The sequence below is a fragment of the Pseudoxanthomonas sp. 3HH-4 genome (assembly GCF_006716465.1).
Taxonomy (GTDB): Bacteria; Pseudomonadota; Gammaproteobacteria; order Xanthomonadales; family Xanthomonadaceae; genus Pseudoxanthomonas_A.
On sequence record NZ_VFPB01000001.1, the window covers coordinates 743,637 to 758,882 of the forward strand.

General features: G+C 65.0%; 14 protein-coding genes. 7 read left to right on the forward strand and 7 right to left on the reverse strand.

The features are described from left to right. The first annotated feature begins 12 nt into the window (after positions 1 to 12). Positions 13 to 2,658 (forward strand): sensor histidine kinase KdpD, encoded by a 2,646-nt coding sequence (locus FB548_RS03315; protein WP_142123316.1) that lies wholly within the window; start codon positions 13 to 15, stop codon positions 2,656 to 2,658. Further along, the gene (locus FB548_RS03320) at positions 2,655 to 3,380 is read left to right on the forward strand and encodes a response regulator (RefSeq protein WP_142123317.1); all 726 of its coding nucleotides are present in this window, start codon (positions 2,655 to 2,657) and stop codon (positions 3,378 to 3,380) included. The genes FB548_RS03315 and FB548_RS03320 overlap by 4 nt, the downstream gene beginning before the upstream one ends. Before the next feature lie 97 nt (positions 3,381 to 3,477). On the opposite strand, the gene FB548_RS03325 is transcribed toward FB548_RS03320, so the two are convergent. The 7 genes from FB548_RS03325 to FB548_RS03355 form a co-directional block, all read right to left on the reverse strand. After that, positions 3,478 to 4,305 (reverse strand): oxidoreductase, encoded by an 828-nt coding sequence (locus FB548_RS03325; RefSeq protein WP_142123318.1) that lies wholly within the window; start codon positions 4,303 to 4,305, stop codon positions 3,478 to 3,480. 103 nt (positions 4,306 to 4,408) lie between these two features. Further along, positions 4,409 to 4,984, reverse strand: a complete 576-nt coding sequence (locus FB548_RS03330; protein ID WP_142123319.1) for a thioredoxin family protein — start codon at positions 4,982 to 4,984, stop codon at positions 4,409 to 4,411. 4 nt (positions 4,985 to 4,988) lie between these two features. Continuing rightward, positions 4,989 to 5,693: a cytochrome c biogenesis CcdA family protein gene (locus FB548_RS03335; protein WP_142123320.1), complete on the reverse strand. Its 705-nt coding sequence runs from the start codon at positions 5,691 to 5,693 to the stop codon at positions 4,989 to 4,991. 129 nt (positions 5,694 to 5,822) lie between these two features. Then, positions 5,823 to 6,239, reverse strand: a complete 417-nt coding sequence (locus FB548_RS03340; RefSeq protein WP_142123321.1) for an organic hydroperoxide resistance protein — start codon at positions 6,237 to 6,239, stop codon at positions 5,823 to 5,825. A gap of 39 nt (positions 6,240 to 6,278) precedes the next feature. After that, positions 6,279 to 6,788 carry a cytochrome P460 family protein gene (locus FB548_RS03345; RefSeq protein ID WP_142123322.1) on the reverse strand — a complete coding sequence of 170 codons (510 nt, stop codon included), beginning with the start codon at positions 6,786 to 6,788 and terminating at the stop codon, positions 6,279 to 6,281. A gap of 18 nt (positions 6,789 to 6,806) precedes the next feature. Beyond that, positions 6,807 to 7,847: an alpha/beta hydrolase gene (locus tag FB548_RS03350; protein WP_142123323.1), complete on the reverse strand. Its 1,041-nt coding sequence runs from the start codon at positions 7,845 to 7,847 to the stop codon at positions 6,807 to 6,809. A gap of 78 nt (positions 7,848 to 7,925) precedes the next feature. Continuing rightward, complete coding sequence (locus FB548_RS03355; protein ID WP_185741957.1) at positions 7,926 to 8,666, reverse strand: SDR family oxidoreductase; 741 nt, start codon at positions 8,664 to 8,666, stop codon at positions 7,926 to 7,928. Positions 8,667 to 8,912: 246 nt separating this feature from the next. Here FB548_RS03355 and FB548_RS03360 point away from each other — a divergent pair, with 246 nt between their 5' ends. The 5 genes from FB548_RS03360 (at position 8,913) to FB548_RS03380 (ending at position 14,909) form a co-directional block, all read left to right on the forward strand. Then, a complete protein-coding gene (locus tag FB548_RS03360) occupies positions 8,913 to 9,656 on the forward strand; it encodes a response regulator transcription factor (RefSeq protein ID WP_142123324.1) in 744 nt (247 codons plus the stop codon). Between the two features lie 59 nt (positions 9,657 to 9,715). Then, the gene (locus FB548_RS03365; RefSeq protein WP_142123325.1) at positions 9,716 to 11,011 is read left to right on the forward strand and encodes a HAMP domain-containing sensor histidine kinase; all 1,296 of its coding nucleotides are present in this window, start codon (positions 9,716 to 9,718) and stop codon (positions 11,009 to 11,011) included. A 138-nt stretch (positions 11,012 to 11,149) separates the two neighbouring features. Further along, a complete protein-coding gene (locus tag FB548_RS03370) occupies positions 11,150 to 12,775 on the forward strand; it encodes an ABC-F family ATP-binding cassette domain-containing protein (protein WP_142123326.1) in 1,626 nt (541 codons plus the stop codon). A 220-nt stretch (positions 12,776 to 12,995) separates the two neighbouring features. Beyond that, on the forward strand, positions 12,996 to 13,766 hold the full coding sequence (locus tag FB548_RS03375; RefSeq protein ID WP_142123327.1) for an SDR family oxidoreductase: 771 nt from the start codon (positions 12,996 to 12,998) through the stop codon (positions 13,764 to 13,766). 411 nt (positions 13,767 to 14,177) lie between these two features. After that, a complete protein-coding gene (locus tag FB548_RS03380) occupies positions 14,178 to 14,909 on the forward strand; it encodes a response regulator transcription factor (protein ID WP_221625902.1) in 732 nt (243 codons plus the stop codon). Positions 14,910 to 15,246 lie beyond the last annotated feature (337 nt).

Genomic DNA, 15,246 nt, shown 5'->3' on the forward strand with positions numbered 1-15,246 from the left:
CAGAATAGGCACATGACCGACGCCCGCGAACGCCAGGCCGATGCCCTGATCGACCACCTGCAGCGCGAGCAGGGCGGGCGGCTGACGATCTTCCTGGGCGCGGCGCCGGGCGTGGGCAAGACCTACACCATGCTGTCGCGCGCCCGCGAACTGCGTCGCCAGGGCAGGGACGTGGTGGTCGGCATCGTGGAGACGCACGGCCGTGGCGAAACCGCGGCGTTGACCGAGGGGCTGGACATCCTGCCGCGCAAGCGCGTGGCCTATCAGGGCCGTTGGCTGGAGGAGATGGACCTGGACGCGCTGCTGGCACGGCGCCCGCAAATCGCGCTGGTGGACGAGCTGGCCCACCGCAATGCGCCCGGCAGCCGCCACGAGCGCCGCTGGCAGGACGTGATCGAACTGCTCGACGCCGGCATCGACGTGCACACCACCATCAACATCCAGCACCTGGAAAGCCTCAACGATGTCGTGCACCGGATCACCGGCGTGCGCGTCAGCGAGACCGTGCCGGATGCCGTGTTCGACCGCCTGCGCGACATCGTGCTGGTCGATCTGCCGCCGCGTGAGCTGATCGAACGCCTGCACCAGGGCAAGGTCTACCTGCCGGAACAGGCATCGCAGGCGCTGCAGGCGTTCTTCTCGCCGTCCAACCTGATCGCGTTGCGCGAACTGGCCATGCAGACCGCCGCCGACCGCGTCGACGCCGACCTGCGCGAGGACCAGGCCGCCCGTGGCCTGCCGGGCATGCCGCTGCGCCGGCGCGTGCTGGTGGCGATCGACGGGCTGGGCCAGTCCGAGTACCTGGTACGCGCTGCGCGCCGCATCGCCGAACGCCGCGACGCGCCGTGGAGCGTGGTGACGGTGCAGGTATCCGATGCCGTGGACGATGCGCGCCAGCGCGAGATCGACCAAGCGTTCGCACTCGCGCGCCGGCTGGGTGCGGAGACCGACGTGCTGCGCGGCGCGCGCATCGCCGATGCGCTGCTCGACCACGCCACCCAGAATGGCGCTTCCACGCTGGTGCTGGGGCGCACGCGCGAGCGACCGGTGGCGCGCATGTTCAACCGCACGCTGACCCAGCAGCTGCTGCAGCGCGGCGCGCACTACGAACTGGTCATCATCAGCACGCCGGAGGCGCGTGCGCGTTCGCGCCGTGGCGGGACGCGCCTGTCGGAGCTCTTGGGCCGGCACGACCTGGGCTTCGCCGCGATGGCCTCGGCGCTGGCGGTCGGCGTGGCGGCGGTAGCCGAACGCTGGGTGGGACTTGACGACCTGTCGATGGTCTTCATCGTCGCGGTGGTGCTGGTGGCGGCGCGCACGCGCATGACGGCCGCGGTGGTAGCCGCACTGCTGAGCTTCCTGGCCTACAACTTCTTCTTCATCGAGCCGCGCTTCACCTTCAACATCGGCGCGCGACAGGGCGTAACCACGGTGTTCCTGTTCCTGGTGGCCGCACTGGTCGCCGGACGCCTGGCCTCGCGCCTGCGCATGCAGGTAGTAGCGTTGCGCGCGGCGAATGCGCAGGCCACCGCGCTGCAGGCGCTGGCCCGCGACCTGGCCGGCGCGGCGGACCTGGGTCAGGTGCTGGTCGCTGGCCGCAAGGCGCTGGCGCGCGCGTTGTCCGCCGAGGCGTGGCTGCGCGTGCAGGGACGTGAGGAGCCGGACGGCATCGCGTTGAGCGAGATCGATCGCGCCGCTGCCGACTGGGCGCAGCAGCATGGCCAGCCTACCGGGCGGCATACCGACACGCTGGCCGGCGCGGGACGCTGGTTCCTGCCGCTGCGCAGTGATCGTGGCAGCCTGGGGGTGCTGGGCCTGCGCTTCGACGACGAGGTGCGCCTGTTGCCGGAGCAGCGCCGTCTGGCCGAGGCGATGGCAGAGGACATCGCGCAGGCGGTCGTGCGCACGCGCCTGGTGGCCGAACTGGAAGACGCGCGCGTCGGTGGCGAGACCGAACGCCTACGTTCGGCGCTGCTGTCGTCGGTCTCGCACGACCTGCGTTCGCCATTGGCCTCGATGATCGGCTCGGCCAGCAGCCTGGCCAGTTATTGGGACGCGATGGGCGGAGACGACCGGCGCGCCCTATTGGAGACCATCCAGCAGGAAGGCGAGCGGCTGGACCGCTATATCCAGAACCTGCTCGACATGACGCGGCTCGGCCACAGCGGCCTCACCCTCAACCGCGACTGGATCGGCGTGGACGAACTGCTGGGGTCGGCGGTGTCGCGCCTGCAGCGTTACCAACCGGACGTACACGTGCAGACCACGGTCGCCGCGGACGTGCCGGCGATCTGGGTGCACCCGGCGCTGATCGAGCAGGCGGTGTTCAACGTGCTGGAGAACGCGGCGAAGTTCTCGCCGCCGGAAGAACCGGTGCAGCTCGATGCGAAGCTCGTAGACGGTGCGCTGCGCATCGATGTGCGGGATCGCGGCCCGGGCATTCCGGAAGACGAACGCGCGCGCATCTTCGACATGTTCTACAGCGTGGAGCGCGGCGACCGTGGCCGCCAAGGCACGGGGCTTGGCCTGGCGATCTGCCAGGGTATGGTGGGCGCGCATGGTGGCAGCGTGCAGGCGCTGCCGGGGTCGGATGGCCGCGGCACGGTCATCCGGATTACCCTGCCGCTGCTGACACCCACGCCGCAGGAACCGGCTTGACCTACACCGCACCCCCGTCCACTGCCTCCGCGCCGCCGGCGCGCGTGCTGGTCATCGACGACGAACCGCAGATCCGCCGGTTCCTCGACATCAGCCTGCGCGCGCAGGGTTACCGGGTGGCGCTGGCCGACAGCGGGCATGCCGGGCTGGCGGAACTGGCCGCGCACGGTGCCGACCTGGTGGTGCTGGACATCGGCCTGCCCGACCTGGATGGGCATGAGGTGCTGCGCGAGCTGCGGCAGTGGTCGCAGGTACCGGTGATCATGCTGACCGTGCGCAGCGGCGAAGGCGAGAAGGTCGCCGCGCTGGATGGCGGCGCGAACGACTACGTCACCAAACCGTTCGGCGTGCAGGAACTGATGGCCCGCATCCGCGGCCTGCTGCGCGCACGCATCGCCCCGACGGATGCTGCGATGCCATTGTTCGACGACGGCCACCTGCACGTGGACCTCGGCCGCCGCGAAGTGACGCTGGAGGGCGAACCGGTGGTGCTGAGCCGCAAGGAGTTCGCCCTGCTGGCGCTGCTGCTGCAGCATGCCGGCCGCGTGGTGACGCAACCGCAGATCCTGCGCGAGCTGTGGGGTCCCAGCCATCAGCACGACACCCACTACCTGCGCATCCTGGTGGGCAAACTGCGGCAGAAGCTGCACGACGACGCCACCGCACCGCGGTACATCGCGACGGAGCCTGGGGTGGGCCTGCGCTTCGTGCCTGTGCCCTGAGCCGTCCGGAAGCGCACGCTGCAATGTCGGCATGACGTCGGCACGAAGCCCTGTGCCTCGACATCCAATGACGGTCGCGATTGACCGGAAGCCGGTCTCAACGGTGGTCGGTCGACGTGCTTAGCGACCGCCATCTTGTGCGTTCTTCGAGACGGGTTTTGTCGGCATGCTCGATTGCGGAAAGCGCATCAGTGCCAAGCGCGATCCTCAACGGTGGCGACGCCAGGCTGGCGATGCGGATGATCGCCTGCGCCGCACGCGCCGGGTCTCCAGGCTGGTTGCCATCGTAGGCACGCTGCTTCCTGACGGTGGCGCCCACGATCTGGTCGTACTCCGGACGGCCCTCTTCCAGCGATGTCGAAGCGCCGGCGAAGTCCGTCCGGAACCCACCTGGCTCCACGATGGTGACCTTGACCCCCACGAGTGCCATCTCGAGAGCGAGCGACTCGGAGAAGCCCTCCACGCCCCACTTTGCCGCGGAGTAAGCCGCGCGACCCGGCGCGCCGATGCGCCCTCCCACGGATGAGAGCTGGATGATATGGCCGCTCCGTTGTGCTCTCATGGCCGGTATTGCGGCCTTCGTCATGATGATCGTGCCGAAAAGATTGGTCTCGATCTGACGCCGGAACTCATCCAGCGTTGCGTCTTCGACCGAAGCGACGCCCCCGTAGCCGGCATTGTTCACCAGCACATCGAGACCGCCGAAAGCATCCTTGGCAACCTGCACGGCACACGCCGCGGCCACGGAGTCGGTCACGTCCAGCTTGGCCGTGCGGATCGCAGTGCCATGCCGGTCGACCAGGTGTTGGAGTCGTGATGGATCGCGAGCCGTCACCACGGCGCGATCACCCGCTGCCAAGACAGCCTCAGCGAGTGCCAAGCCAAGACCACGCGAACCTCCGGTTACAAGCCAGCGCTTTTTCATATTCTTCTCACAGGATTCCGGAATTCGAGCGTCCGCACCTTTGGAACGTGACGCCAACAAGCCCGCAGAGGGGAAAGATGCAGGACGCTCATGGCCGGAGGCCCTATCTCGCGCCAGTCGAACGCGGTGGATCGGCTCCAGCGCTCAACAGCGCACGAATCTTCGCCTCAGTCTCCTCGTATTGGCCCTCCCCGAAGTGCTGATACACGATGCGACCCTGCTGGTCGATCAGGTACATCGCGGGCCAGTACCGGTTGCCGTAGGCGTTCCAGGTCTCATATTCGTTGTCCTGGGCAACGGGGTATGTGATGCCGAAACGCTGGGTCGCGGCGCGCAGATTGCCCAGCCTCTTCTCGTGGCCGTATTCCGGCGTATGCACGCCGATCACGACCAGTCCTTGGTCCTTGTACTTCGCATGCCATTGCTTGACGTACGGCATCACCCGGACGCAGTTGATGCAGGAGTACGTCCAGAACTCGACCAGCACCACCTTCCCACGCAGGTCATGCATGCTCTTGGGCGACGAGTTGATCCAGGCGTTGATGCCTTTGAAGTCGGGCGCCATGGGTGCGGGCGCGGTGTGTGTGGGTTGGACGGGGTCGGCCTGCACATTCGGCGAGCAGGCGGCGGCAAAGACGCATGCAGCGAGCATGGTCGCGAGAGATGCGAGGTTCTTCATGGTTTCAGAGTCCTTGGGAGAGGGGAGGAAGCCACTGGGTGGCCCAAGCGGATACAAAGACGTCGTACTGCAGCAACTGGAGGACGGCGACACCGAAGGCGATGAGGCCAAAACTCTTTCGCAACAGACCGGCATGTCTCTGCAGGAACCAGAGGCGTGAATTGATCCAGCGGCCTCCATAGGCAATCAACAACATGGGGATGCCTGCGCCCAGCGCGTACAGGCCGAGCAATGCACTGGCTTTGGCCGGCGCCTGTGAGCTGGCGGCCAGTGCCAGCACCGAAGCCAGGACCGGTCCGGCGCAAGGTGTCCATGCCAATCCGAGTGAGGCACCTATCAGCAGTGCGCTCGGCCGACCGCTGGCGTGTGCCAGGGTCGGGGCCACGGGCTTCACCCGATTCCATTGCGACTGCGCCCATGCCATCGAGCGCTCGAACGGCACCGGCCAGAAGCATGCCAGGCCCGCCAACATCAGCACGACGATCGAGCTGGTACGAATGCTCGCCTGCAGTTCGCCCGATGAGGCGGCCAGAACGCCAAGCAGGATGCCACTGGCGGCAAAGCTGCCGACGAAGCCAGCGATGATCCACAAGGGTGTCCCACGGTCGCGACCGGCCCCTGTTGCCAGGATGATCGGAAGGATCGGAAGGATGCAGGGAGAGAGGATGGTGGCCATGCCCGCCAGGGCGGCCAATGCATATTCGATCATGGGAAGTTCCGCAGCGCGATGGAGGTGCTCATTCCATCGCGTGTGTGTCAGCGAGTTGTGTCCGGCGACCCGGCCTTTCGTATCCGGATCGCCCTGATACCTCTTTGGACAAGCTCGGTTACAACGTCATCAGACCAGTCGGATCCAGACGTCGATGTTGCCGCGTGAAAGCTTGGAATACGGGCAGGTGCGGTGCGCTTCATCGACGATGGCCTGGGCCTGCCCCGGCGGAACTCCAGGCAGCGAGATGGCCAGGCGCGCCTGGAGTTGGTATTCCTCGCCAACCTTGCCGAGGTCCACTTCCGCATCGATGGCGGTTTCGGGTGGCAAGGCAACGCCGAGCTTGCGGGCAGCAATACCCATTGCGCCCTCGAAGCAGGCCGACCAGCCCGCCGCGAACAACTGCTCGGGATTGGTACCAGGACGTCGGCTACCGGGAGGCGAGAGGGCAACGTCAAGCTGACCATCGTCGCTGCGGGCATGGCCTTCACGGCCGCCAATGGTGTGAGTCTTTGCTGTGTACAACACGGTATCGAGTGCGTTCATGGGATATCTCCAGTCGAAAGAAGTTGAGAGAGGTCTTGTCTAGCGGGCGTACCGGGTGAAGACGTAGTCGCGATCCTTCACACGGGCCGCGTGACATGCATGGCAGGTCGTGTGCTGGGCTTCATCCACAGGCTTTCCATCGATGAAGCGTCCATAGCCCCACCCACCGGTACTTGCGTACTTGCGCGCGTCTTTGACCATCACTTGCACCGTGGTGGCGGCACCGGGAACAGAGGCCGGTGCGAAGTCCGGCGACTGTTCGTGCTTCCAGGCCAGCTTCACCAGCACCGTGCCGTCGGGGGACGGACGCAGGTTCTCGCGGTACGCACGCATCGCCGTGGGGTTGCCGACTACGACGCGCAACTCATCCAGCGGCGCGGCTTCCTGTGCGGGAGCGATCACCGGCCAGTCGCGGTAGCCATCGGGAAGCTGTACGCCGTAGATGGGTGAGGCGGGACGCGAACTGTCGTACGCCTGTACCGCGCCCACCAGACCGAAGACGGTGACGGCGACCAGCGATGCAAGTACGAGGGTCTGGAACGGTTTCATGTCGGCTATCCCTTCTGCTCACAGGTGTTTGGCGTCGACGACCGCCTGGACGAACTCGGTGGGCGACTCCTGTGGAGGGTTGTGGCCAACGCCACCGGTGAAGGTGCGATGCTCGTACTTGCCGACAAACTTGGTCGCGTACGCTTCGGGCTTCGGGTGCGGCGCGCCGTTGGCATCGCCTTCGATAGTGATCGTGGGCACCGTGATGGCCGGCGCCTGTGCCAGGCGCTGTTCCAACGCTGCGTACTTCGGCTCGCCTTCGGCCAGGCTCAAACGCCAGCGGTAGTTGTGGATGACGATGGCCACATGGTCCGGATTGTCCAGCGCACTGGCACTGCGCTTGAACGTGGCGTCATCGAACTTCCATTGCGGGGACGCCAACTCCCAGATCTTCTTCGCGAAGTCATGGGTGTACTGCGTGTACCCCGCCTGGCCGCGGTCGGTGGCGAAGTAGAACTGGTACCACCATTGCAGTTCGCCTGACGGAGGCAACGGCGTGCGAGCCGCTTCCTGGCTACCGATCAGGTAACCGCTGACCGAGACCAGGGCCTTGACCCGCTCCGGCCATATGGCCGCCACGATGTCGGCAGAGCGTGCACCCCAGTCGTAGCCCGCCAGCGTCGCCCGACGGATCTTCAGGGCGTCCATCAGCGCGATGACATCCGATGCGAGGGCCGCAGGCTGCCCATTGCGTGGTGTGTCCGCCGAGAGGAATGCAGTGGTGCCGTATCCCCGCAGGTGCGGGACGATCACGCGGTAGCCACGCGCCGCCAACTGCGGCGCGACTTCGGCGTAACTGTTGATGTCATACGGCCAACCGTGCAGCAGGATGATGACCTCGGCATCGGCAGGACCCAGGTCTGCGTAGCCGATACGCAGGTCGCCGGCATTGACGTGCTTGTTGGCGATCAGCGCTGGCGGCAGTGCCGGTGAGGCGGTCCGGGCTGCCGGCTCTGCCAGAGCGGTGGCGCTGAGCATCAGCCAGGAAGCCATCAGCAAGGACAGGCCGCGCAGGCTGCGGCGGAAGGGGGAGGTGGGCGATGGGGTGATCGTGGACATGGTGATTCCTCCAGCAGGGTGGTTGCAGGGAGCAGGACGGGAGTGCGGCGCGCGTGAGTGCGTGCGCCGCAAGGAGATTCAGATGGAGTAGCCGCCGTCCATCGTGAGACTGGCACCGGTCATGTAGCTCGCGTCGGCACTGACCAGGTATGCGGCGAGCGACGCAACCTCTTCCGGGCGGCCGACGCGCTTGAGCGGATTGCGCTGGATCAGATGGTCCAGGAAGGCGGCCGTGATATCGGTCTCGATGGGGCCAGGTTGGATGTTGTTGATGGTGATACGGCGCGGTGCGAGGTCCAGCGCCAGCTCCCGCACCAGCGTGGCCACGGCAGCCTTGGTCATGCTGTAGACGCTGCCACCCAGGGCGCCGCTGCGTTGTGCCGTGTTGCTGCCGATGGTGACGATGCGGCCACCATCGACCATCCTGGCTGCGGCAGCCTGGATGGCGAGAAAGACACCGCGGACGTTGATCGAAAGCATCTGGTCGAGCGTGTCGACCGGGAACCGGTCGAGCGGAGCGCCCTGATAGATGCCCGCATTGACGACAGCCACATGCAGCGTGCCCAGCCTCGCCGTGGCATCGGCGACTGCGGCAGTGATCGCGTGCTGATCTGCCGCGTCGGCCTGCAGCGCGATGGCCTGGCCGCCGTCCGCTTGGATCGCCGCGACGACTTCGGCGGCCTTGTCGGCACGTGACGCATAGGTCAGGGCAACGGCGTAGCCCTCACGGGCTAGACGGCGTGCAATGGCAGCACCGATGCCGCGGGAGCCACCAAAGACCAGGGCAGCCTTGGGAGAAGTGAGTTCGGTCCTGCTCATGGTCGTTTCCTTCGGATAGGTGCCTGCGGGTGGTCCCGCTGGCGATGGACGCATTCCGCGCCCACCCGGTATCCGAGACGTGTCCGAATACAGGGAGATTTGTCGGCCTCTTCCTGAAAACGACCCATGGATACATTCCGATACAAACAAGCGGACTCCAGTCCGCTGCCCGGCGGTCCGCTGGCGCTACCATCCGCTGCGACAGATCCACGGCCACTCGTGGTCGAACCTCCGGAGCCCAGACGCATGTCGCCACACACCGATCACATCCTTGTCGTCGACGATGACCGCGACATCCGGCAGATGGTGGGCGACTACCTGAAGCGAAATGGCCTGCGCGTCAGTCTGGCAGCGGACGGACGCGAGATGCGGGGTGTCCTGGATACCAGTGACGTGGATCTGGTCGTGCTTGACGTGATGATGCCGGGTGAAGATGGCCTGGCGCTCTGCAGGAACCTTCGCGCGGGAAAGCACCGCGCTGTTCCCGTGGTATTGCTCACGGCCCGTGACGACGAGACCGACCGGATCATCGGCCTTGAGATGGGAGCCGACGACTACGTCACCAAGCCTTTTTCCTCGCGTGAACTTCTGGCACGCATCAATGCCGTCATCCGGCGCGCGCGCATGCTGCCCCCGAATCTCCAGGTCTCCGAGGCCAGTAGATGGATCGGGTTCGGTGACTGGCGATTGGATACAACCGCACGCCACTTGTTGGACACGGATGGGACGGCATATCCATTGAGCGGCGCCGAGTTCCGGCTCCTGCGTGTATTCATCGATCATCCGCAGCGCGTACTGAGCCGCGACCAACTGTTGAACCTTACCCAGGGCAGGGACGCGGAGGTCTTTGACCGCTCCATTGATCTTCTCGTCAGTCGATTGCGACAGCGCCTGGGCGACGGGGCACGTGAGCAGACGTACATAAAGACGGTGCGGAGCGAAGGCTACGTATTCAGCCAGACTGTCGTACTGGAGGGTGGAGAACCATGAGTGGTCGGCGCAGTATCGCCACGCGATGGATGCCGAGAACGCTTCGATCGCGCCTTGTCATGATCCTGGGTGCGGGCTTGCTGCTCGCACACGCCCTGTCGTTTGCCCTGCTATTCGAAGAGCGTGCCGATGCCACGCGCTCGATGATGCTCAGGAATCTCTATGAGGACATTCCCGTCAGCGTCGCGCTGCTGGAGAAACTGCCCGACGATCAACGTGACGCCTGGATTCCGCGCCTCGAGCGCAGGACCTACCGCTATCTCCTGCGTCCAGCACTGCCTGGCGAGCCATTGTCCACTGCGCGATCGCATGAGGTGACGGGGTTGATCGATGATGCGTTGGGGCATCAATATGCCTTGCGGCCCCGTGCAGTGTCCGCCACACCGGAACGCTATGAGGTAGAGCTGACGCTCCGCGACGGGCAGCTTCTGACCATTGAAGTGACGCCGTCACTGATGCCGGTCGCACGATGGCTGCCTTGGGTTCTTGCGGCCCAGGTCATCTTGCTGTTGCTGTGTGTAGCGGTTGCCGTACGGCTGGCAACCCGGCCTCTTGCCCACCTCGCGAGAGCGGCCGAGCGCATGGATCCTGCTGGCGGCGGTGCGCAGCTGCCACAGGATGGCCCGTGGGAGGTCGCCCAGGCCGCGAGCGCGCTCAATGCTCTGCAGGCACGCGTGGCGACCCATGTCTCCGAGCGCACGCAGATCCTCGCAGCAATCTCACATGATCTGCAGACTCCGATTACTCGCTTGAGGCTGCGGGTCGAGGCGATGGACGCCAGCGCTGAGCAAGAGAAGCTGCTGGGCGATATCGACCACATCAGCCTGTTGGTGCGCGAAGGCCTGAACTACGCCCGCAGCGCGTCAGTCACGTTGGGCCCGGCGGTTCGCCTGGATATGACGGCCTTCCTGGAAAGTGTAGTGGCCGACTATCAGGACGCCGGACGCGCGGTGGCGCTCTCTATCGGCGACTCTGCGTCTCATGACACCCATCCCCAGGTGTTGCGTCGAATCCTGCAGAACCTGGTCGACAACGCGCTCAACCACGCCGGTGACGTCGAGGCCAGACTCCGCATGGATGAAGCGGGGCGGATATGTATCGATGTGCTTGATCGTGGACCCGGTATTCCGCCCGAGCAGTTGGAGCATGTATTGAAACCCTTTCAGCGGCTCGAACCATCGCGGTGCCGCGGCACGGGCGGCACAGGCCTTGGGTTGGCCATCGCCCAGCAACTCACCCAGGCGCTCGGCGGCGCACTACGACTGTCGAATCGGGAAGGTGGCGGTCTCCAGGCGACGATCGAGTTGCGCTCCACGCCTTCGTCAACCGTTCACCACCAAGGCGCCTCCCGCTGACACAATACCCGCCACCGAAGTGATCCCGGAGTCCGCTGGACGTGTGATAGCCCCGTTCCCCTGAGACGCACGAGCACCCCGCACTGGGGGGAGCTTCAGCTGTGATCGCCCCATGTCGGGCGACTAAAGGAGGAACCTATGTCCGGCGCACGTGTTCGCGTTTCCCACCTCTCGTTTTCATGGCCAGACGGCACGCCTGTCTTCGCCGATTTGTCATTCGTCCTTGGCCCGTCGCGGATCGGTCTTGTCGCGCCCAATGGCGCGGGCAAGACAACGTTGCTACGCCTGTTGGCAGGCGAGCTTGCAACGCAGGCCGGTGCAGTCGACATCGCCGGTCGACCGGGCTATCTGCCGCAGCGCTGGAACAGCGCCTGCAACGCCACTGTCGCTGAGCTGCTGGGTGTCACCGACGCGCTGAAAGCGGTGGATGCGGTGCTCGCTGGCACAGCCGATGCCATACAGCTGGAGCGGGCGGACGGCCACTGGGACCTGCGCGAGCGCATCGCCTCGCAGCTGGCGGCATTCGGTCTGCATGACGTCTGCCTGCAGCGGGACATCTCCAGTTTCAGCGGGGGCGAGGCGATGGCAATGGCGCTGGCGGCCCAGCTGCTGCGAGCGCCCGATGTCCTGCTGTTGGATGAACCCACCAATCACCTGGACCGGAAAGCACGCCAGCGCCTGCGCACCGTGCTGGAGTCGTTCCGTGGATGCCTCCTGGTGGCGAGCCATGATCGAGGTTTGCTGGAAGGCATGCAGGAAATCGCGGAACTACAACCCACGCGCCTTCGCATGGTCGGAGGCGGCTACAGTGCCTACCGGTCTGTAGCAGATCGCGAGCAGTCCGCTGCCGAGCAGCAGGTGCAACATCTACGCAAGGAACTGCGACGCGAGAAGCACGAGATGCAACAGGCTCGCGAGCGTGCGGACCGGCGCGCATCCAATGCCGCGCGCAAGGCTCCCAACGCAGGGTTGCCCAGGATCGTCGCAGGTACGCTGGCACGCCGAGCCGAAGTGTCCGCCGGTAGGGCCGCCGGCGTGCATGGCGAACGTGTGGACCAGATGCGAAATGCACTGCAAAGCGCCGAGCAGGACGCATCTTCATCTGCCATGCCCCGCTTCTCATTGCCTGCCACGCGTGTAGGCCCCACACAACACGTGCTGACCGTGGAGAACGTGCAAGCTCTCGGCCAAGACGGGCCCCTGTGGGATGCGCGCGGCATGACGCTGACGATCCGCGGACCGGAGCGAATTGCACTGATGGGGGACAACGGCGTGGGTAAAACCACGTTCCTGCGAATTCTGGCGGGGGACATGACCCCCGCGGGGGGAGGGCGTCGCATCGGCGCCACCCGTGCAGCCTATCTCAGTCAACGCCTGGACCAGTTGGTGCCCGCGAAGTCGCTAGCCGAGAATCTTGCGGACACAGCCGCCCGCCTTCCACCCCAGGAGCGCGCTGACGTACTGGCACGGCTTGGATTCCGCGGCGATCGCATGAAATTGCCGGTCAGCGCGCTGTCAGGAGGAGAACGCCTCCGGGCAACGCTGACCTGTGTGCTGCATGCAGACGATGCCCCCCAGCTGCTGTTGCTGGACGAGCCTACGAATAACCTCGACCTGCAAGCCATTCTGCAACTTGAACAGTTGCTGCAGAACTACGAAGGCGCAATGGTCGTTGTAAGCCATGACACCGACTTCGTGAAATCCGTCAGTCCCACCCGATGTTTGAGTCTGACGGGAAAAGGTCTCGTTGAGTTGCCCAGTTGATACGTGTCCGCTCCTGCCTTGGATTCAACCGATCGACGCAACGGTTTATCGATACCGTTCTGCCCGTGTTTCGTGGCCCAGCGTCTTGCGTGGCCATTCATCGAGCTGGCGTGCCATACCAATATGCGCACCGCCGTCCTGGGCGCGAAAGCAAGAAACGGATATCGGCTGGCGACACAGGCCGATAGATTCTCCCTACACAACGAGACGGGAGTTGCAGATGGATGTACTTGCAGGGAAGGTGGCCATCATCACGGGAGCCAGTTCCGGCATCGGACGTGCGACGGCCAAGCTGTTCGCGAGAGAAGGGGCGTGCGTGGTAGTGAGCGGGCGTCGTCAGGCCGAACTCGACGCGCTCGTCAGTGAAATCGAAGCAGAGGGTGGGTATGCAACCGCGGTTGCGGGCGACATCAAGGGCGAAGAAATTGCAAAGGCCCTGGTCGACACGGCCATCGACCAATTCGGTGGCCTTGATGTCGCATTCAACAATGCAGGGGTGTTGGGAGAGACCAAGCCCATCACGGAAATGTCGCTTGACGAATGGCACGAGACGCTCGACACCAATCTTGCCAGTGCGTTCCTTGGCGCCAAGTACCAGGTGCCGGCCATGCTGGCGCGCGGCGGCGGCTCGCTCATCTTCACATCCTCCTTCGTGGGCTACACGGCCGGCTTTCCCGGCATGGCGGCGTATGCCGCCAGCAAGGCGGGCCAGATCGGTCTGGTCAAGGCCTTGGCGGCCGAGTACGGCGCGAGCGGGATCCGGGTGAACGCTGTACTCCCCGGAGGCACCGACACGCCTGCCAGCATCACCAACGCGCCGGACGCCACGCCGGAGGTGCAGGCCTTCGTGGAGCGTATCCACGCGTTGAAGCGCATGGCCTCGCCAGAAGAGATCGCACGCTCCGTCCTGCATCTCGCATCGGATGCGTCCAGTTTCATCACGGGTACCGCTTTTTTCGTCGACGGCGGCGTGTCCATTACTCGAACCTGACGTGGAATGATCTCCTCTTCGGGTCGAGGCTGTCTGGGAACTCAACGTGCCCGACGAACGAGCCCAGCTTTCAGGCCCGTGTCGGTTGAACAGCTGTTTCCCGTCCCGTGGCAGACCACGGGTACTTTGTCCCGACCGATTTGACAGCGTTGCTCAGGGCGCTTGCCTTCCAGGGCGTGGAGATGGCGATGCCGCGAAATGGTCACCAAGACGATTCCCTCAGTCTGCGGACATTGCGGTAGACGTACGCAACATTGACGCATTTGCCCCCGGGCATGGCAGTCAGCATCTGGAAAACCAGGGTGGCTGGGCGCTTGGTTCAGCCGATCCGCAATGCGTGGGAAGCTGCCGGGTGCGATATTTTTCCGCGCGCGCGTGGACATAAGACGTGAAATGTGAGTTACGCTACATTTGCACCGTCGACTTCCTCTTTCCATGAGCCAACACGATCTGCCGTCTCCACGCGTTGCCGTTGTCGAGGATGAAGACGAACTGCGAGGCCTGATCGTTGAGGAGTTGAGCGAGCGCGGCTGCAACGTCGTGGGCCTGCCGAGTGCGGAAGCCCTGTACCGCCACATGAGTGTCCAGGCGCTCGACATCGTCGTCCTGGACATCGGCCTGCCCGGCGAGAGCGGGCTGGGGGTAGCGTCGCACCTGCGGCAGCTTGCCTCGGTGGGCATCATCCTGCTGACCGGCCGCGGCGGCAAAAAGCTCATGGCGCAGAGCTTTGCGGTGGGGGCCGATCTTTTCCTCGCCAAGCCCGTCGATTACGACGTGCTGGCCGTGGCTGTCGCCAATCTCCATCGCCGGCTGGCACCCGCGATGAATGGCGCGGCATTGGATGACGAGGCAGCGCCCACCTGGTCGTTGTCCGACGCGGGCTGGACGTTGCATGGACCCGATGCCAGGACGCTGGCGCTCAGCGAGGCAGAACGCACGATCCTTGCACGGCTTCTGGAGCAGCCTGGCATGCCCGTATCCAGAACGGCCCTGATCGAGGTGCTGACCGATCAGCCCTGGGATTTCGATCCCCATCGACTGGACGTTCTGGTCCATCGTCTCCGCGGCAAGGTCAACAGCCGTTTTTCGCAGCCGCTGCCGCTGCGCGCCGTGCGTGGAATCGGCTACGTATTCGCACCCTGACACCTCCTTGCCGTGAGAAATGGTGAGTTTTAGTGAGCCACCGTCATTGATGCGCATCCCCGCGCAATAGAGACTTTTCCCACATCCGGGGCCGACATCGGTACCGGAGCCGCACCGCGAAAGCGGTGATGTCTTCTCGCCATCCCGAGGGTCGCCCCCCCGCCACGGTTTCCGCCGTGACGCGGGCAAGGCCGTCCTGATGGCTTGCCGGGTTCGATCCGGCCAGGTGGAACAGGGGAAAGTCAGTGAAAGAGCAGGGTGAGCCGACGTTGATCGGCGGATGCGCGCGCGCGCGCGTGGGTTCGACAGGGTGGTCGCTGCGGAATCGCAGCCGGAC